Here is a 17,719-nt window from a genome sequence, read left to right as displayed (position 1 = left end):
GTGCGGAGCCCGCCGCTGTTGGCAGGGTTACTGAACAGTGGCCGTCAGCCGGGCAACGTTGTCCACGTACCGGGCAGCGAGCGGCCGGTTGAGCCAGTCCGCCAGCTTGAGCTCATGGGAGATGTCCCGATAGGTATCCTCCACCGCCCGCATCTTGTTCACGATGTCCTCACCCAGCAACATCACTGACACCTCCAGGTTCAGAGAGAAGGACCGCATGTCCATGTTGCTGGACCCCAGGACGGCTACCTCATCGTCGATGGTGAAGTGCTTGGCGTGGAGCACGAACGGGGCCTTGTACAGGTAGATCCGGACCCCGGCTTCCAGGAGCGCCTCATAGTAGGACCGCTGGGCATGGTGGACCAGGAACTGGTCCCCCTTCTCCGAGACGAACAGTTCCACGTCCACGCCTCGCTGGGCCGCCGTGGTGATGGCGTAGAGCAGTGAATCGTCCGGCACAAAGTAGGGGCTGCAAATGGAGATGCGGTGTTGGGCCGAATAGATGAGTGTGTTGAAGAGCCGGAGGTTGTTCTCCGTGATGAAGCCGGGGCCGCTGGGCACCACCTGGGCCGTGACGTGGCCGGGTTCGGGGTTCGACGGGAGCTGCAGCTGGTGCTCCAGGGATTCGTCGGTCTCGGTCAGCCAGTCGGTGGCGAAGACGACGTTCAGGGTGGTCACGATGGGGCCGCGCAGGCACGCCATCAGTTCCACCCATTCGCGGCCTGCCTTGCGGTGCCGCGGGTTGTTGTAGGAGGGTTCGATCAGGTTCTGCGAGCCCGTGAAGGCGACTTCGCCGTCCACCACCAGGATTTTGCGGTGGTTGCGCAGGTCCGGGCGGCGCCACTGGCCGTGGATGGGCAGCAGCGGCAGCATGCGCTTCCACTGGATCTTGCCAGCGCGGAGACGGTTGAGCAGCTTCCTGTACCCCTTGATGCGCAGCGTTCCGATGTGGTCGAACAGGAGCCGCACCTCCACTCCCCGTTCGGCGGCCTCTTCCATGGCGGTGAGCAGGTCGTTGGTGACGTGGTCCGAACTCATGATGTAGAACTCGGCGTTGACGAACTTTTTCGCCTTCCGCACGGCCTTGGTCATTTCCAGGATGGAATCCGGATAGCCAGGGATCAGGTCAACAGAGTTTCCGTCCACCATGGGCAGCGAGCCCAGGGTGCGGTTGAGCTCAGCGGCGGACTTCACCCACTCAGGGCCGGGGTAGTCACTTTCCACATCCGAGAGTGCGGTGATGCCCGCCTGGACGCGCTCGTTGACCAGCTGCTGCTGTGCCCGCCGGCGGCTGGACAAGCGGAAATTGCCGAACAGCAGGAACAGGACGATGCCCACGAACGGAATGAAGAAGATACCCAGCAGCCAGGCCATGGCGGTGGTGGGGCGCCGGTTGCCGGGGATGATGCCCAGCGCAAGGATCCTGATGGCCAGGTCGGCGAAGCCCAGGAGCACCACCACCCATGTGGGCGCGGTGCCGGCAAGCGAAAAAGGCCACAACACGTCTAAAACCCCCGGGGAGATTGGGCTCCGGAGGACGGCTTCCGGCCGGTGCACTCTGCCCAGCTTATCCGCGGTCCAGCACTAAGCTGGTGCCATGACCTCTCCAGCACCCGTGGTTCTCGCCTTCCTCGATCCTGCTTTCCCCGACGGCAGGGTGGCCGATGCCGCCAAACCCCAGTTGCTGGTCACGGATCTGGGGGTCACGCGGGGCGACGGCGTCTTCGAAACCATGCTCGCCGTGGGTGGAACGGTACGGAAGATGCAGGCGCACCTGGACCGGCTTGCGGGCTCCGCCGCGGCGCTGGACCTGGCCATCCCGGACCAGGACGCGTGGCGGCGCGTTATTGCCGCTGCGGTGGACCGGTTCCGGTCCGAGAACCCGCCGGCTGACCCGGCCGCCGATGAACTGGTGGTCAAACTGGTGGTCACCCGCGGCGTTGAAGGCGAGGCGCCCACGGCCTGGGTGCAGGCGGCGCCGGCCGGGGCTGCCGGCCGCAGGCAGCGTGAAACGGGCATCGACGTCATCCTCCTTGACCGGGGTTACGACAGTGACGTGGCCGAACGGGCACCCTGGCTGCTCCTCGGCGCCAAGACCCTTTCCTACGCCGTCAACATGGCAGCGTTGCGCCATGCCCACAAACAAGGCGCCGACGACGTCATCTTCCTGTCCTCCGACGGCCGCGTGCTGGAGGGCCCCACGTCCACGGTGCTGCTTGCGCATGTGGAGCAGTCCGACGACGGCACAACAGTGAAGCGCCTCATCACTCCCCAGCTGGACAGCGGCATCCTGGCCGGGACCTCCCAGGGTGCCCTCTTCGCAGCCGCCAAGGCGGCGGGCTGGGAACTGGGCTATGGTCCGCTGGAGCCCAGGGACCTCATGGACGCGGATGCGGTCTGGCTGATCTCCAGTGTCCGCCTGCTGGCGCCCGTGAACCGGATCGACGGCAAGGAAATCGGCACCCCGTCGGTCCAGAAGGAACTGACCGCCGAGTTGAGCGGACTTTTCGCCGGCATCCACTAGGCCGCAACAAGCGGCGCAATCCCTTTTCCCACTCCCGCATCACCCGTAAGGTGTGGACCATGGACTCGCGAAACCTGCCGATTGAAAACCTGTCCTTCGACGACTGCTGGGAACTCCTCGACAATGACGCGGTGGGAAGGCTGGCCATCGTGGTGGACGAACATCCCGAGATCTTCCCCGTGAACTACGCTGTCCACCTGCGCAGCATCGTCTTCCGCACCGCACCCGGTTCAAAGCTTTGGGGCGCCCGGATGGAACGGCCGGCAGCACTGGAGATAGACGGCTACGACCCCGCCTCGGAACAAGCCTGGAGCGTAGTGGTGCGCGGCGAAACGGAGATCATCGAGGACCAGGGAGTGAAGGATGCAGTGGATGCACTCGGCCTGGAACCGTGGCAGCCGGGCGAAAAAGCCCACTACGTCCGGCTGAACGCCAAAGCCCTGACCGGACGCCGGTTCCGCGTAAACCGGCCGGACATCTGGAACACCCGCCTGCAGGACCGGCGCCGGGCATCCTTCGAATAGCGCCACCCGGGTAATCCGGCCTCCACAAGGCCACGGAGCGTCAGGCGGCGGGCCCTGCAGCCTGCCGTGACATCTGTGCTTCCAGCCCGGACAGCAGGATGCCAAGTCCCTGGTCAAGCTCCGCCTCGCCGTCGTACTCAGACAGGGCGGGAGCAAGGGCACGCAGCCTGGGGAACTCCTTGGCCGGCAGGCGGTGGAGCCCCAGGCGCAACAGCGCCTCGTTCTCTTCCGGATCCACGACATACTCCTGCAGTTCGTTCAGGATGTGCCCGTAGAGGAAGCCGTAGTAGGCGCGGTAGACGTGGAGCGCATCGGCCGGCGAGAATCCCGCCGCGCCCAGCAGGGACAGGATCTGTTCCAGGGGCCGCAGCGTGCCCAGGGGGCGCAGGCCCAGAGGCGTGGAAAGGGGCCGCGTCACCAACAGGGGAACCACATTGGGATGCTGCAGGGCAAGCGTCCGCAGGTTGTGGGCGATGCTCCGCAGCTGCGCTTTCCAGTCCGGGTCCTCCGGATGAATCGGAAGCTGGTTGAGCACCAGCTCAGAAACCCCGTCCAGCAGCGCGGCGCGGTTCTCGGCGTAGCGGTACAGGCTCATCGGGTCCCGGCCAAGCTCCTGCCCCAGGCGGCGCATGGTCAGTGCATCCAGTCCTTCGGCATCAACCAGTTCCAAGGCCTTGGCCAGCACAATGTCCCTGCTCAGCCTCGTTTTGGCCTGCCCTGGCTGGGAACTGTTGGCGGAAGTCATCAAAAAGTCCTCACTGGCGGCCCTCGTCCCGAAGTACCTGGGACGGTTGCCTCATATCTGGTCTACAGGTAAAGTCTACATCGTAGACAAGATGAACTCTTGAGCTTTTCGGGACCTCTCAGGGAAAGCGACTACATAATCCTTTGCCACCTTGTGCAGGGCATCGAGGTTCGCCGCTGGAGCCTACCGGCGGCACCACGGCACCGAGCGAAGGGACGCCTCATGGCCAATTCGCAGTTTGATCTTTTCCTCCACGAAGCCACCTACGCAGACCACGCCTCCGACACCAACCTGGACCCCGACCGCCTCTACGGCCTGTACACCAGCTGGTGCTTCGTTAACGAACAGCCCACCGGCACCGAGTCCAGTTTCTGGGCTGCCATGAAACACAAAGTCTCGGCCCGCCACAACGGCCTGCGCATGAGAGGCCCTGCTGCTGCGGACTACATCCTCAGCAGCTACCCGCGACTCGTCTAGGCTGTTTCCGGGCCTCCAACGGACCCCAGGACAACCAGCGGCGAACGATGACATGCTGCGGCACTTTTGTGCCGCAGCATTTCATGTCCGGACGCCCCCACCGGCAACCGGAGTCCGCGCCTGGGAGATCCCTAGGTGGGGATGATCCGGAAAAGGAACCTGGTGCGGACCATCACCCACAACAGGCCCAGGACCACGGCGTAGGCAGCGGTGTTGAGGAAAATGCTCTGCTGCTGGAGCGCCGGGATGTTTGTGACGACGGCGATCAGCACCACATGCATGATGAACACATAGAGCGTGGCGCGGCCCAGCGGAATCAGGAACCAGCCCAGGGCCCGCTCCACCGGTTTCCAGTAAGCGCTGAGGAACGCATAGGCGGCCACCACCAGGACCAGGACGTTGAACAGGCGGCCGGGCGCCACGTAGGTCCGGCCGAAGAGTGCGTCATACATGGTCCGGTAGGAGGCGTCCGGCATGAGCGCCAGGCGGACGTCGTAGTTGTTGGCCAGATACGGATTGCCCCAGGACAGGAAGGCCAGCGCAAACGCTGCCACAGTGCAGGCCGCCACCACCCAGGTATGGGCCGACAACCAGGCAACGATGCTGCGGCGGTAGTAGCCAACCACCAGCCCGAGCACAAAAAGCACCTGCCAGACCAGCAGGGGGAACGAGTCCTCAAACTGGGAGGGCAGGATCCTGAACCGGGTCACGGCGCCCACGGCGTACACGGCGAGCGTCGCCAGCAAGACCCAGACGGCCTTGCCGCGGTTCAGCGCCGCAAGGATCAGCGGGCTGGCCAGCAGGAGCACCACGTACAGGCCCATGACGTTGAACTGCCAGGGACCGAACTGCAGCAGCACGATGGCCGGCAGCACCTGCGGCGGCACGGGGAACTGGAACAGCGATGACATGCCGGCATAGAGGTCGTAGGTCCGGCCGGCACCACCGTGTCCCGCCCCGCCGGTCCCCTGGTCCACGAACGTGGTCAGGGCCTCGGTGTGGAAGAACGGGAGCAGGGAAAGAAGGAAGACGCCGATCAGCACGGCCAGCGCAGTCACGTACAGCTTCCCGGCACGGCGGGATGTCAGGTCCACCACCCGGCCGAAGTCCTGCTTGGCTTTGGGCCCGTACACCATGCCGACCACCAGGCCGGAGAACAGCACGAAGAGCTCCGCGCCTGACACGAAGCCCACCGCCTCCTGGGTGAGCAACTGGAACAGTGAGGCCATGCCCAGGTGGTTGACCACAACGAAGACTATGGCCAGACCGCGCAGCAGATCCACCCTCGAATCCCTGGTGGAAGGGTCCTGGTAGCTCCAGGACGTGGCGGTGTTGATCCGGCGGGGAATCTGCCACAGGGCCACCAGGAGGATGACCATGGCGGCAGCAAGGGTCCACGGGACGGCACCGGAGAGCGTATTGGCCCGCACGTAGGTGCCTGTGGACGCCACATCCGTGACAGGGCCGGTGACCATCGGTGATGCCTTCAGCCTGTCGAGCGCGGACTTGGCAACATCCGGGCTTCCCGTGAGCAGCCAGCTGATGCTTGCCACGCCGGTGTCCCGCGTGCTGGTCCGCTCGTCCCACACCACGGCGGCCGTCCCGCCGAAAGCGGGCGATGTGGCAGTGGCCACCACCTGGTCCCACCAGCCCGTCTTGATGTCCGCCTCGGGTGCCCCACCGGACGCAGGGCTGTAGAAGGCCGAGGTCTGCAGGAGGAATGGCTTTTTGCGTCCCTCGGCGTAGGTGCCGTAGAAGTTTTCGCTGCCGGATGCCGTCAGCATCTCCTGGAGTTCACCGGGACGCGGCGTGGTGTTGACGGCGGCCCCGCCGGAAGTGTCGTCGTGATAGGCGGTCAGGCCCACCCAGTCCACGGCGTCATCGCCGGGGTAATAGGGAGCATAGGCGCTGTCGCTTCCGTTCCAGGCCCCGTCCCCATTCGTATCCAGGAGGGAGAACCCCTCGCTTCCCGGCTCCGGGGCATTCCGGTTCCGTTCAAAGGGGTAGTCCTTGCCCAGGTAGGGCGCCCACACCATGGCGGCCCGGCCGCCGTCGTACTTCTTGAAGGCTGCCGCCACGGCCTGGAAGGTTTGCCGGTACGTGGCCGGCTGCTGGCCCCATGCCACCCAGCCGGTATTCATATCGGGGGCGAACCGGACCAGCAGTTGGCCTTTGAACCCCGACGCCAGGTCGCGCACTTGTGCTGCGAACGCTTCCGCCTCGGCGGTGCCGAGCTGGTCCAGGGGCACCGAGGGCTTCACCGTGAGCAGGGCGTGGGCGCCTTTGGCAGCAGTCTGCTGCAGGAAGCCGTCGATGTCGTTCCGCTCCGATTCGCGGTAGGGAATGGTGATGTCATGGCCGAAGACGGCAGGGCTGGCCCCCAGCCGGTCACTGAAGCCCGCAGCCGTATCCTCACCCCACTCGAGGACCGCCCCCAGCCAGGGCTTGCCCTTGTCCGGTGCAGCAGGCGCGGCGTGCGCCGGTCCGGCCGGGACCACCAGGGCCAGGAGGGCGATGATGGCCGCGGCGAAAAAGGCGGCGATGGAACGCGGACGGTTCCGCCGGATGGCGGCGTGGTGGTGCGATACGTGTGCCCGCATGCTGACAAGGACCCCCCGGTACTCATTGCTCTGGATACGGGGCGGCGCCCCCCCGGTAAGAACTTTATCGGCCCGCGGGCATTACCCGTGCCGTGACGCGGACGGCTCAATTACGGAACATGACGACGGCGGCGATGCGGCGGGGCGCGGCAGGTGTTACGTTTTTGGGGAGTAATGAGTACCGGTGCAAAGCCCTGACTTGCCGGTCGGCAACCCTCCCTTTCGCGGCGGGGTGCCTCAGGTGAATACTCGGCATATCGACCGATTCGAGCTGCAAGCGTGAAAGAAGGAGATCCGTCGTGTCCGACGCACCCGCCCCTGACGAAAAACTGTCCTACCGCCTGATTACCGGCGCGGACAACCGTGAATTCTGTGAGCGGATCTCCGCTGCACTCGCCGACGGCTATGTCCTGCACGGCAGCCCGGCGGCAACCTTCAACGGCACCACCGTCATCGTTGCGCAGGCAATCGTCCTTCCGGCCGCCATCGCCTCAGCCGATGCCGCCGTGGCGACCGCCGTGGACCAGCTCGATGCCGAATTTGAGGGCGAGTTCGACGGCGAGGGCCACGCATGAGCTACGCCGGAGACCTGACGCCGCAGGAAGCCTGGGCCAAGCTGGAGCAGGGCGCCATCCTGGTGGACGTCCGCACCGAGGGCGAATGGGCCCACATCGGCATCCCGGACACCAAAGCCACGGACAACGATCCCCTGTTCATCCAGTGGACCTTTCCCGGCGGTATCCCCAACCCCGACTTCGTCAGGGACCTGCAGGAGCAGGCGCCGGAGGATCCCCACGCGGAACTGCTGTTCCTGTGCCGGTCCGGCCAGCGGTCCATCGCGGCCGCAACTGCCGCCACCCAGGCCGGCTTCACCGCGTACAGCGTGCTGGAGGGCTTCGAAGGCGAGCCCGACCGCTACGGCGAGCGGACCGTCAATGGCTGGAAGAACCGCGGCCTCCCCACCAACCTCGGAAAGAACTAAGTGGCCTTCAACCCAGACGCCCCCGGCTGGAACCCCGACACCCAGGCAGTCCGCGGAGGCCTGGACCGCTCCAACTTCCAGGAAACATCCGAGGCCATCTTCCTGAACTCCGGGTTCGTCTACGAATCAGCCGCGGCAGCTGAACGCGCCTTCACCGGCGAGGACGAGCGCTTTGTCTACTCCCGCTACGGCAACCCGTCCGTGGCCACCTTCCAGGAGCGGCTCAGGCTGCTGGAAGGCACCGAAGCATGCTTCGCGACGGCGTCGGGCATGTCCGCCGTGTTCACCGCGCTGGGTGCCCTGCTGGCTGCCGGCGACCGGGTGGTGGCTGCCCGGTCACTGTTCGGTTCGTGTTTTGTGATCCTGAATGAGATCCTGCCCCGTTGGGGCGTGGAGACGGTCTTCGTGGACGGCCCGGACCTGGACCAGTGGCGCGAAGCCCTGTCCAAGCCCACCACCGCCGTCTTCTTCGAGTCCCCGTCGAACCCGATGCAGGAGATCGTGGACATCGCCGCCGTCAGTGAACTGGCGCATGCGGCCGGGGCCACCGTGGTGGCGGACAACGTCTTTGCCACTCCCCTGCTGCAGCGCTGCGGGGACCTCGGCGCCGACGTGATCGTCTACTCCGGCACCAAGCACATCGACGGGCAGGGCAGGGTGATGGGTGGCGCCATCCTGGGCACCAAGGAATTCATCGACGGACCGGTGAAGCAGCTGATGCGGCACACCGGCCCCGCGCTTTCCGCTTTCAACGCCTGGGTCCTGACCAAGGGCCTGGAGACCATGGGCCTGCGCGTCAACCACTCCTCGGCGACCGCCCTACGGCTCGCAGAATGGCTGGAGGAACAGCCGGCGGTGGGCTGGGTAAAGTACCCGCTCCTGAAGTCGCACCCGCAGTACGGGCTGGCGGCAAAGCAGATGAGTGCCGGTGGCACGGTCCTTACCTTCGAGCTCGCTCCTTCCGGCGGACGCACGGGCAAGGAAGCGGCGTTCGCGCTGCTGGACGGGCTGCGGATCATCGATATCTCCAACAACCTCGGCGATGCAAAGTCCCTGATCACGCACCCCGCCACCACTACCCACCGCGCCATGGGCCCGGACGGGCGGGCCGCGATCGGCCTGAGTGACGGCGTGGTCCGGCTCTCGGTGGGGCTCGAGGACCCGGAGGACCTTCTCCGCGACCTGGAACAGGCGCTGAAGCAGATCTAGCGGCGGCTAGGCCTGCCTGAGTCTCCAGCAGTATGTGGACCCTCTGGGCTGGGGGAAATGCGGTATCAAAGTTCAGCTTCGAAGGCGTACGACGGCGTCACGCGCCGGAGTGTGTCACGGACGCCCCACAGTTGCATGGGTTCCTTGCACCTGAAGTTCCCGAGCCGGCCGCAGGAGGCTCATGCCACCAATACCGTAATCCGAGGCGGCCAAATACAAATGTCGGTGCCTCGTTGGATGATGGCGGCATGGGAATCAGGGGTGGTGTCGGGGTGGTACTGGCGTCAATCGATGCCTCTGTTGCCGCCCTCGATTCGCTGAACAGTGAGGACTCTTTCCTTGCTGCCGGGGCCGGTGCTTGTGCCGGTGTGGATGCGTTGCAGCGGCGGTATGAGATCCGGCTGGAACGGCTGGAACTTCGGTCCCGACTTGCCGCGCAACTCAGCGCAGACCAGGCGCAGGACACTGCCGAGGCCGTGGAGTTCCAGCAAGCCGTGACCCCGCCGGACGCCTCCGTGCAGGACCGCACGTACGCGGACATGTCGGTGGTCGAGGAGATCGCCGGAGTCCTGACCATCAGCTCCGGCGCAGCAGGGGCATTGGTGGAGCAGTCACGGCGGATCTGCTCCCTGCCGCCCGTCATGAACGCCTTGGCCGCGGGCGCGATGTCGTGGCAGCACGCCCGCATCATTGCTGACGAAACCGAAGGCCTCACCTCCGGGGGCGCGGCGTCCCTGGTGACGCACTTCTTCGACCCGGCTGCGCCGAACCCGGCCCGGGGTGCCGCCCCCGGCGAACTCGTCCCGTCACGGTTCCGGGCCAAGGTCCGCGGGTGGCGGGAACGCCACCATCCGGAATCGATCGAGAAGCGCCATGCAAAGGGTGTGGCGGATCGGCGGATGGAATACACCCCCGACCGGGATGGCATGGCCTGGATCTCCCTCTACATGCCCGGGGACACCGCGCGCACCATCTGGAACCGGACCACCGCCACCGCCCGCGGACTCCAAGGCCCCGACGAAGAGCGCACCCTCACCCAGCTCCGCCCCGACATCGCAGCATCCCTGCTGCTGGGGGCTGGAACTGCCACTGAACTCAGCGAAGTCCCTACCCCGCGGGCCGACGTCCTGGTCACCGTGCCCGTGTTCGCCCTCCTCGGAGTGACCGACGAACCCGCCGTACTGGACGGCTTCGGACCAATCCCGGCGTCCATGGCCCGCAAACTCGTCGCCGGTGGGGCGGACTCCTTCTACCGGGTCCTCGTCGACCCCCGCGACGGGGCACCACTGGAAATCGGCCGCAAAAACTACCGGCTCACCGCAGCCATCAAACGCTGGATCAGGATGCGCGACACCAAATGCACCTTCCCCGGCTGCACCAACCGCACCCCCGACAACGACACCGACCACCTGCAAGCGTGGGAACACAGCGGCACCACTGGAACCAGTAACTTGGCACAGCTCTGCCCTAAGCACCACCGGCTCAAACACCACAGCAGATGGACACCGGACCGGGCCAACAAGAATGAACCACCCGGCTGGACCTCACCCACGGGACGGCACTACAACGCCGAACACCAGGACTCAGAACCAACCCACTGGCCCCCGGGCATCCTGCCGGCACAACGAAGCCCGCTGGAACAGGTCCTTCTACAGCGCCTCGCTACCTAGCACCCGCTTCGCTGCGGCGTCTCTACGCCTGCCGTTCTACAAGTCTGCGCGCCTGGCGGCTCTTGACCCGTCAGGCCTGCCGCACGCGCAGCAGCTCAGGCGTGGCCTCAACGTCCGCAAGGTCCAGGGCATCACGCATGGTCAGGTGGAAGGCCTGCCGTACCACGGCGCCGAACCCCATATCCTCCGGCGGCTGGCCCGCCATGGCCTTGTCGCGGGCGCGGCGCTGTTCAGCGGACCCTGTCCCGCGGGCGATGATGTCCTCCACCCCCTGGCGGGCCAATGCGAGCTCGCCCTGTTCGTCAAGGACGGGGGCCAGGTAATCCACCAGGGAACGCACCACATCCGCAGCCGGCGCGGGCCGGAAGTTGCCAAAGTCCAGCAGTTCGCCGCTCAACCCGGCACTGCTGGCCTGCCAGGACGCCATGCGCAGCAGGACAGTGGGGACCGGCGCAGGGTCCACATCGTCCCGCCACTCCCGGCTGGCGGATTCCACGAGTGCCCGGACCAGCACGGCGATGAGTGCGGCGTCCCCGGCACGGAGGCATACGTCCGCAACCCGCACCTCCACCGTGGGGTGGTTGCGGGAGAGCCGGGCGTCGAAATAGAGCATGCCCTCGTCGAGCATGACGCCGCTGTCCAGCAGCCGGGTTACCACCCGGCGGTAGGCAGGGTACGTTCCGTAGATGCCGGCCGGGCCGGCTGTAGGCCAGCGGTTCCAGGCCTGGGTCCGGTAGCTTTCGAAGCCGGTGGGGACGCCGTTCCAGAACGGCGAGTTCGCGCTCAGCGCCGTGAGTACCGCCAGTTTGTCGCGGATACGGTCAAGGACCGCCACCCCTTCCTCCGGCGATTCGATGAAGGTGTGGACGTGGAAACCGCAGGTGAGCTGTTCCTGGGCAGTGAGGCCAAAGCGCTCCAGCATCCTGGCATAGCGCGGGTCAGGCGTGGTGTGGCTGGGCGATGCCACCGGTGAGGTGGCCAGCGCCGCCACCCTGGCACCGTGCTTCCGGGCTGCCTGGTCGGCCAGCGCCCGGCCCGCACGGATCTGTTCCAGCAGGCCGCCGTACTCCCGGCACGGCCGGGTCTGCGTCTCGATCTGCTCAAGCTTGAGCTCGGCACTCAAGCCCATCTCGTCGTCGTAATCCGCCTGGTTGCCGGCATGGCGGCCATCCAGGCCGACGGGAAGGTCGTCTGCTGCCAAGCGGTGGCTGGCGAGGAGGGCGTCGGCGAGGGCAAGCGGCTCCCCGGACTCCGGATCAACGATCAGGAGTTCTTCCTCTACGCCGAATGTACGCATACGAATATTCTGCGACAGCAGACGGGCATTGGAACCGTGGCCCGCCGTTCATGACGAAGCGTGAATGGGTCAGTCCTGGAAGTACTCCACCTTGGCGCCGATGGTGTTCAGCCGCTCCGCCAGGTCCTCGTAACCACGCTCGATCACATAGATGTTCCGCAGCTCGGACACACCCCGCGCTGCGAGCATGGCCAGCAGGAGGCAGGCGGCAGGCCGGAGCGCGGGCGGGCAGCCCACCTCCGCGGCACGCCACTTGGTGGGCCCGTTGACGTAGATCCGGTGCGGGTCCAGCAGCTGCACCTGCGCGCCGAGCCGGTTCAGCTCCGTCAGGTAGATGGCGCGGTTCTCGTACACCCAGTCGTGGATCATGGTCTGGCCGTGGGCATTCGCAGCGATGACGGCGAAGAACGGCAGGTTGTCGATGTTCAGCCCGGGGAACGGCATGGGATGGATCTTGTCCTCGGGGGCGCGCAGCTCGGACGGCTTGGTGGTCACGTCCACCAGGCGGGTGCGGCCATTGCGCGCCATGTACTCGCCCGAAACCTCCAGCTTCTGTCCCATCTGGCCCAGCGTGGCCAGTTCGATCTCCATGAATTCGATGGGCACCCGCCGCACGGTGACCTCGGAGTTGGTCACGATGCCGGCCGTGATGAGGCTCATGGCCTCGATGGGGTCCTCGGAGGGGAAGTATTCAATCTCGGCGTCAATTTCCGGCTGCCCGGTGATCTTCAACGTGGTGGTGCCCACGCCCTCAATGGTGACGCCCAGCATCTGCAGGTAGAAGCACAGGTCCTGCACCATGTAGTTGGGGCTGGCGTTGCGGATCACGGTCGTTCCGGCGCGGTGCGCGGCGGCCATGATCGCATTTTCGGTGACGGTGTCCCCGCGTTCGGTGAGGACGAAGGAGCGGTCCCGGGTATCGGCAGGCGGCGCCTGCACGGTGTAGAACCCTGCCGTGGCCTCCACTGACAGGTCGAACTCGCGCAGTGCCTGCATGTGCGGCTCCACGGTCCGGGTGCCCAGGTCGCAGCCGCCGGCGTAGGGAAGCCGGTACTCCCGGGACTCATCCAGCAGGGGGCCCAGCAGCATGATGACGCTGCGGGTCCGGCGTGCCGCGTCCACGTCCATGGCATCCAGGTCCAGGACGGCAGGGCGGCGCAGGCGGAGATCCGTGTCATTGAGCCAGGTGCACTCGACGCCAATGCTGGTCAGCACCTCGACGATGCGGTTGACTTCCTCGATCCGGGCCAGGCGGCGCAGCACGGTGGTGCCCCTGTTGATCAGGCTGGCGCACAGCAGGGCGACGCCGGCGTTTTTGCTGCTGTTGACGTCGACGGCCCCGGACAGGGTGCGGCCGCCTTCCACCCGCAGGTGCGTCATCTGCGGCTTGGCCACGTTCACGATGCTGCGGTCAAAGATGTTTTCCAGCCGCTGGATCATTTTCAGGCTCAGGTTCTGCTTGCCCTGTTCCATCCGGGCCACGGCGCTCTGGCTGGTGCCGAGTTCGGCGGCCAGTTGCCCCTGGGTCCACCCCTTCTCGCTCCGGGCGTCCCTCAGCATGGCGGCAACGTGTTCAGCGGTTTCCTGGGTCATACGGCGAATATATCATAAATGAGTTATCCGGGATCCATCGCAGCTACCTACCGGCCCGGAAGGGGATCCCAGGAGGGCGGTACCCATTCGGTGCGATAGGGAGCCCTGCCTGGCCCCCGACCGCATGGCTTAACTCCCCAGCCACACCATATTCCAGGTACCGGCGGTAACAGCTGCGAAAAGGGCGAGCCCGGCCACCAGGACGCCGCCTGCCACCACCCAAAGGTCCAGCGGGCTGAAGGTGGACACCCGGGCCCAGGTCCGCGGGCCGCCGCCAAAACCCCTCGCCTCCATGGTCACCGCGAGCCTCGATGCACGGCGGATGGCCTGGACCAGCAGCCCGAAACTTTGCCCCAGCGTGGCCTTCACCCGCTGGCCCAGGCTGCCGCGGGCACCCACGCCGCGGGCACGCCGCGCCATCCCGATGGTCTGCCATTCCTCGGCCATGAGCCCCACCAAACGCATCGCTGCGAGGGTTCCCAGGACGAACCGGTGCGGCAGGCGTGCCTTCTGCGCAAGCGCGTCGGCGAGGTCGGTCGGATCGGTGCAGCTCATCAGGAGCACTGCCGGGAGGGCGATCGCAAAACCGCGCAGCAGGAAACCGATGCCCAGCTGGAGGGACCCCTCGCTCATGGTCCAGATGCCGGCATCGAGCAGGATCCTGCCGCTGTCCGGCGCCAGGATGGAGGTGCTCCAGCCTCCCACGGCAGCGGCGAGGATCAGCGGCCAGCCGCGCTGCCACAGCAGGGACAAGGTGAGTCCGGCCAAGGGAAACAGCAGAAGTTCGAACACCAGGGCAACGGACGCCGACACCCAGTCGATGGACAGCGCCAGGACGGCCGTGATGAGCAGGACCGCCGCGAACTTGCTCAAAGGGTTAGCGCGGGCAAGGAGGGCGTGGTTGCCGCTCAAGGTGAGTTGCTGCCTCATGGCGCCACCACTTCGGCCGCGGCCATCCGCAGTTCCGCACCGCCCAGCGCCTCCGTGAATTCGGCATCATGGGTCACGGCAACCACTGCAGTGCCCGCATCGAGGAGCTCGGACAGGAACGATGCCAGTTCGGCCCAGGTATTGGCATCCTGGCCGAACGTGGGCTCGTCCAGGATCAGTACCTGGGGGCTGGCGGCCAGGACGGTGGCAACGGACAAGCGCCGCTTCTCACCGCCGGAGAGCGTATAGGGGTTGGCATCCACCAGCTGGGTAAGCCGCAGCCGCTCCAGCAGTTCCTCAACCCGGTCCTCGCCGTGCCCCAGGTGCCGGGGGCCGAAGAGCAGCTCGTCGAGCACCTTTCCGGTGACGAACTGGTGCTCCGGCTCCTGGAATACCGTGCCCACCCGCGAAATCAGCTGCTCGGCCTTCCACTTGTAGGGATCGATGCCGGCACCGCGGCTGAGGTCCAACGTCGCGGACACTTTTCCGGACACCGGCTCAAGCAGCCCGCCGAGGGTCAGCGCGAACGTGGACTTGCCGGCGCCGTTGGCGCCGGTGATGGCAAGGGCCTGCCCGGCGCGGACCTGCGCGGCCACGCCTTCCTGGACCGGGACAGGCAGGATCTTCCGGAAGCCTTTGCGGCGGGGGCGTTCGCGGGAGACGCCCAGCTGCTCTGCGGCCAGCAGGAGGCTGCCTGCGCCGGGAGCCGGGACGGCGGCGCGGGCGCGTGTGGCCGGCACGTACCCGGGTACCCAGACGCCCGCTGCGGCGAGCATGCTCCGCGCCTCGGTAAGTACGCGGTCCGGCGGCCCGTCCAGGAGCACTGCAGGATCGGCCGCGGAGCCGGGCTGCAGGACCACGATCCGGTCCACCAGGTCCTTCCAGACGGACACCCGGTGCTCCACCACCACCAGCGTCGCCCCGGTTTTGTCCAGGGAGCGGGCCACGGCGTCGCGGACCTCCAGCACACCGTCCGGGTCCAGGTTGGCGGTGGGCTCGTCCAGCAGGATCAGTCCGGGACGCATCGCCAGGATGCCCGCCAGCGCCAGGCGCTGCTTTTGGCCGCCGGACAGGGCCGACGTCGGGTGGTCCAGCGGGAGGTGGGCGAGCCCGACGTCGGCAAGTGCCTCGTGAACGCGCGGCCAGATGGCGTCGCGGGGCACCGCAAGGTTTTCGGCGCCGAAGGCGACGTCGTCCCCCACCCGCGACAGGACCACCTGGGTCTCCGGGTCCTGCTGCATGAGACCGGCGCGGCCGCGCCGTGCCCGGGGCGGGGCTCCGTCCACCAGCAGCGAACCGGACTCGTCGGCGTCGCCCGCCTCGCCGTCGTCGTTGATGTCTCCCAGGACGCCGGCCAGGGCGTGCAGCAGGGTGGACTTCCCGGCGCCGGAAGGCCCCAGCAGGAGCACCCGCTCCCCGGGGGCGATGTCCAGGTCAAGGCCGTGGACGGCGGGCTTGGCCCTTCCGGCGTGCCGCCAGCCCCAGCCGCGGGCGGCGATGGCGGCAGGCCGGACCGTGCCGGAGGCGTCCTGGGAGGGTGCCATCAGGAGAAGACGGGCTCCGTGGCAGCCTTGCGGGACGCGAAGGAGCCCAGCACGCCGGTGCGGGCCAGGCCGCGGGTGGCAAGCCAGGACAAAGCGCCAGCCAGGATGGCCCCGGAAAGGGTGGTCAGCACGATGTAGGCGAGCTTGTCCGCGCCGGAGTAGGCAATGTTCCAGCCCCACGGCGCAAACGAGTCATTCAGGCCGCAGAAGAACCCTGCCGCGGCGCCGGCCAGCAGCGATACGGGCAGGTTGAACTTGCGGTAGACGAAGATCGCGAAAATGATTTCCGCGCCCAGGCCCTGGATGAAACCCGAGAACAGGACCGAGGCGCCGTACTGGGAACCCATCAGCAGTTCGCCGGTTGCGGCTACGGTCTCGCAGAACAGGGCGGCTCCGGGCTTGCGGATGATGAGCATGCCCAGCACCCCGGGAATCATCCAGCCGCCGGCGAGCAGTCCGGTCAGGGGCGGGTAGGCGGCGTTCATGGGGGCGGACAGTGCGGCGGCACCCTGGTCCCATGCCCAGAAGATGACGCCGCCCGCGATGGCCACCAGCGCGGCGACGACGATGTCCACGACGCGCCAGGACTTACTGGTGGTCTTCTTGATTGCTGCAGTGCTCATGTGATCCTCCTGGGAAACAGGAGGGGAAAGTGGACCCGGGTGCAGGCCTGTGGCCGTGCATCCGCGACACTTTGAGAACTCGACTCCCTTGCGCCGGTACTAACCGGATCAGGTTCGAGGGTCTGCGGCTGTCCGCACTCTCAGCGCCCACCTGCGGTGCCCGGCCTGTGCCAGGATGCCCGACGGCGGCGCTCCCCTGTCGTTTTTAGTGTTGCTTGTGGTTGGGTAACGCTGTCTATTTTGCCCAGTTGGGCGTGGTCAAGTTTACACCTGGCAGGAGTAGATTGAGGGCCATGACCGCCAATCCACCGGATGTGACCGGGTTCGATCCTGATTCCAGCGACGCCCAGCCGGAGGGCTCACTGGAGGCGCAGATTGCCCGCATCGAGGCGGAGGTCCGGGAGCTCCAGTTTCCCGGCTTCTCGCTGGATGATTCGTTGAACCTGGGCCTGCTCCTCGTTGAGCTGGGCAAGGAGCGGTCATTGCCCATCGCCATCGACATCGCCAAGGGTGACCAGGTGCTGTTCCATGTCGCACTTCCGGGCGCCACGCCCGACAACGGCCACTGGATCCGGGCCAAGCAGCGCACTGCCCTGCGGTACGAGGTGCCCTCCCTCCTGGTGGGACTGCGCGGCCGGCTGGGCGGCGGCCGGATCGAGGACAACGCCTGGTTCGACCAGTCCCGCTATGCGGCACACGGGGGCGCGTTTCCGATCCAGGTCACGGGCGTTGGTGTGGTGGCTTCCGTGGCGGTGTCCGGCTTGCCGCAGCTGCAGGACCACGAACTGGTGGTGGAGGCCCTGCGCGACATCCTGGGTTCGGCGCTGGACGAGTAGCGCCGGCTGACCCGGCGCAGCGGGACACGCACCGGTACATGCCAAGCGGCCCCGGGCTGCTTAGCTTTTATTAGTAATCATGCTTACTATGTTGTCCCCCGGGGTACGACCACCACAGGGAACGGGAGCACCATCGGCGGCCGTTCCCCGAACCGGCGCGGCAAC

16 protein-coding genes and 2 riboswitches are annotated in these 17,719 nt (G+C 66.6%); of the genes, 8 read left to right on the top strand and 8 right to left on the bottom strand.

Annotated elements, in window-relative coordinates:
* Positions 1–27: 27 nt before the first annotated feature.
* A complete protein-coding gene (gene cls / locus ACWRN3_RS17710; RefSeq protein ID WP_420716229.1) occupies positions 28–1,503 on the bottom strand; it encodes a cardiolipin synthase in 1,476 nt (491 codons plus the stop codon).
* 94 nt (positions 1,504–1,597) lie between these two features.
* Between cls and ACWRN3_RS17705 the strand changes: the two genes are divergently transcribed.
* A complete protein-coding gene (locus ACWRN3_RS17705; RefSeq protein ID WP_324643352.1) occupies positions 1,598–2,524 on the top strand; it encodes an aminodeoxychorismate lyase in 927 nt (308 codons plus the stop codon).
* A 59-nt stretch (positions 2,525–2,583) separates the two neighbouring features.
* The gene (locus ACWRN3_RS17700) at positions 2,584–3,048 is read left to right on the top strand and encodes a pyridoxamine 5'-phosphate oxidase family protein (protein WP_159630188.1); all 465 of its coding nucleotides are present in this window, start codon (positions 2,584–2,586) and stop codon (positions 3,046–3,048) included.
* A 40-nt stretch (positions 3,049–3,088) separates the two neighbouring features.
* On the opposite strand, the gene ACWRN3_RS17695 is transcribed toward ACWRN3_RS17700, so the two are convergent.
* A complete protein-coding gene (locus ACWRN3_RS17695; RefSeq protein ID WP_324643353.1) occupies positions 3,089–3,793 on the bottom strand; it encodes a TetR/AcrR family transcriptional regulator C-terminal domain-containing protein in 705 nt (234 codons plus the stop codon).
* Between the two features lie 222 nt (positions 3,794–4,015).
* Between ACWRN3_RS17695 and ACWRN3_RS17690 the strand changes: the two genes are divergently transcribed.
* Entirely contained in the window at positions 4,016–4,270 is a 255-nt protein-coding gene (locus tag ACWRN3_RS17690) for a hypothetical protein (RefSeq protein WP_255173536.1), read from the top strand.
* A 131-nt stretch (positions 4,271–4,401) separates the two neighbouring features.
* On the opposite strand, the gene opgC is transcribed toward ACWRN3_RS17690, so the two are convergent.
* Positions 4,402–6,870: an OpgC domain-containing protein gene (opgC, locus tag ACWRN3_RS17685; protein ID WP_476741446.1), complete on the bottom strand. Its 2,469-nt coding sequence runs from the start codon at positions 6,868–6,870 to the stop codon at positions 4,402–4,404.
* Between the two features lie 170 nt (positions 6,871–7,040).
* Positions 7,041–7,156: riboswitch (SAM riboswitch) on the top strand.
* A gap of 13 nt (positions 7,157–7,169) precedes the next feature.
* On the opposite strand from opgC, the gene ACWRN3_RS17680 reads away from it, so the two are divergent.
* The 4 genes from ACWRN3_RS17680 (at position 7,170) to ACWRN3_RS17665 (ending at position 10,731) form a co-directional block, all read left to right on the top strand.
* On the top strand, positions 7,170–7,445 hold the full coding sequence (locus ACWRN3_RS17680; protein WP_255173538.1) for a DUF1737 domain-containing protein: 276 nt from the start codon (positions 7,170–7,172) through the stop codon (positions 7,443–7,445).
* On the top strand, positions 7,442–7,852 hold the full coding sequence (locus ACWRN3_RS17675; RefSeq protein ID WP_476741445.1) for a rhodanese-like domain-containing protein: 411 nt from the start codon (positions 7,442–7,444) through the stop codon (positions 7,850–7,852). Before ACWRN3_RS17680 ends, ACWRN3_RS17675 begins: the two co-directional genes overlap by 4 nt.
* Positions 7,853–9,061, top strand: coding sequence for an O-succinylhomoserine sulfhydrylase (locus ACWRN3_RS17670; RefSeq protein WP_476741444.1), 1,209 nt, complete (start codon positions 7,853–7,855; stop codon positions 9,059–9,061).
* Positions 9,062–9,309: 248 nt separating this feature from the next.
* A complete protein-coding gene (locus tag ACWRN3_RS17665; protein WP_476741443.1) occupies positions 9,310–10,731 on the top strand; it encodes an HNH endonuclease signature motif containing protein in 1,422 nt (473 codons plus the stop codon).
* 70 nt (positions 10,732–10,801) lie between these two features.
* Here ACWRN3_RS17665 and ACWRN3_RS17660 read toward each other — a convergent pair whose 3' ends face one another.
* The 5 genes from ACWRN3_RS17660 to ACWRN3_RS17640 form a co-directional block, all read right to left on the bottom strand.
* A complete protein-coding gene (locus tag ACWRN3_RS17660; protein WP_476741442.1) occupies positions 10,802–12,028 on the bottom strand; it encodes a glutamate--cysteine ligase 2 in 1,227 nt (408 codons plus the stop codon).
* 69 nt (positions 12,029–12,097) lie between these two features.
* Positions 12,098–13,621: a UDP-N-acetylglucosamine 1-carboxyvinyltransferase gene (locus tag ACWRN3_RS17655; protein ID WP_255173542.1), complete on the bottom strand. Its 1,524-nt coding sequence runs from the start codon at positions 13,619–13,621 to the stop codon at positions 12,098–12,100.
* 129 nt (positions 13,622–13,750) lie between these two features.
* Positions 13,751–14,551 carry an energy-coupling factor transporter transmembrane component T family protein gene (locus ACWRN3_RS17650; protein WP_255173543.1) on the bottom strand — a complete coding sequence of 267 codons (801 nt, stop codon included), beginning with the start codon at positions 14,549–14,551 and terminating at the stop codon, positions 13,751–13,753.
* Positions 14,548–16,095 (bottom strand): ABC transporter ATP-binding protein, encoded by a 1,548-nt coding sequence (locus ACWRN3_RS17645; RefSeq protein WP_476741441.1) that lies wholly within the window; start codon positions 16,093–16,095, stop codon positions 14,548–14,550. Before ACWRN3_RS17645 ends, ACWRN3_RS17650 begins: the two co-directional genes overlap by 4 nt.
* Positions 16,095–16,718, bottom strand: a complete 624-nt coding sequence (locus ACWRN3_RS17640) for an ECF transporter S component (protein ID WP_324643360.1) — start codon at positions 16,716–16,718, stop codon at positions 16,095–16,097. Before ACWRN3_RS17640 ends, ACWRN3_RS17645 begins: the two co-directional genes overlap by 1 nt.
* 67 nt (positions 16,719–16,785) lie before the next feature.
* Positions 16,786–16,926: riboswitch (TPP riboswitch) on the bottom strand.
* 85 nt (positions 16,927–17,011) lie between these two features.
* Here ACWRN3_RS17640 and ACWRN3_RS17635 point away from each other — a divergent pair.
* A complete protein-coding gene (locus ACWRN3_RS17635) occupies positions 17,012–17,554 on the top strand; it encodes a heme-degrading domain-containing protein (RefSeq protein WP_476741440.1) in 543 nt (180 codons plus the stop codon).
* The last annotated feature ends 165 nt before the right edge of the window (positions 17,555–17,719 follow it).

This window comes from Pseudarthrobacter sp. rb (assembly GCF_056389225.1).
The sequence above is the reverse complement of the archived record's forward strand: the minus strand, read 5'-3'. Positions and strand labels throughout refer to the sequence as shown.

Bases quoted from the DNA above. Each gene is read 5' to 3' on its own strand.
- ACWRN3_RS17690 (WP_255173536.1), top strand. From the start codon at position 4,016: ATGGCCAATTCGCAGTTTGATCTTTTCCTCCACGAAGCCACCTACGCA.
- ACWRN3_RS17660 (WP_476741442.1), bottom strand. From the start codon at position 12,028: ATGCGTACATTCGGCGTAGAGGAAGAACTCCTGATCGTTGATCCGGAG.
- ACWRN3_RS17675 (WP_476741445.1), top strand. From the start codon at position 7,442: ATGAGCTACGCCGGAGACCTGACGCCGCAGGAAGCCTGGGCCAAGCTG.
- ACWRN3_RS17655 (WP_255173542.1), bottom strand. From the start codon at position 13,621: ATGACCCAGGAAACCGCTGAACACGTTGCCGCCATGCTGAGGGACGCC.
- opgC (WP_476741446.1), bottom strand. From the start codon at position 6,870: ATGCGGGCACACGTATCGCACCACCACGCCGCCATCCGGCGGAACCGT.
- ACWRN3_RS17705 (WP_324643352.1), top strand. From the start codon at position 1,598: ATGACCTCTCCAGCACCCGTGGTTCTCGCCTTCCTCGATCCTGCTTTC.
- ACWRN3_RS17700 (WP_159630188.1), top strand. From the start codon at position 2,584: ATGGACTCGCGAAACCTGCCGATTGAAAACCTGTCCTTCGACGACTGC.
- ACWRN3_RS17695 (WP_324643353.1), bottom strand. From the start codon at position 3,793: ATGACTTCCGCCAACAGTTCCCAGCCAGGGCAGGCCAAAACGAGGCTG.
- ACWRN3_RS17640 (WP_324643360.1), bottom strand. From the start codon at position 16,718: ATGAGCACTGCAGCAATCAAGAAGACCACCAGTAAGTCCTGGCGCGTC.
- ACWRN3_RS17650 (WP_255173543.1), bottom strand. From the start codon at position 14,551: ATGAGGCAGCAACTCACCTTGAGCGGCAACCACGCCCTCCTTGCCCGC.
- ACWRN3_RS17665 (WP_476741443.1), top strand. From the start codon at position 9,310: ATGGGAATCAGGGGTGGTGTCGGGGTGGTACTGGCGTCAATCGATGCC.
- ACWRN3_RS17645 (WP_476741441.1), bottom strand. From the start codon at position 16,095: ATGGCACCCTCCCAGGACGCCTCCGGCACGGTCCGGCCTGCCGCCATC.
- ACWRN3_RS17635 (WP_476741440.1), top strand. From the start codon at position 17,012: ATGACCGCCAATCCACCGGATGTGACCGGGTTCGATCCTGATTCCAGC.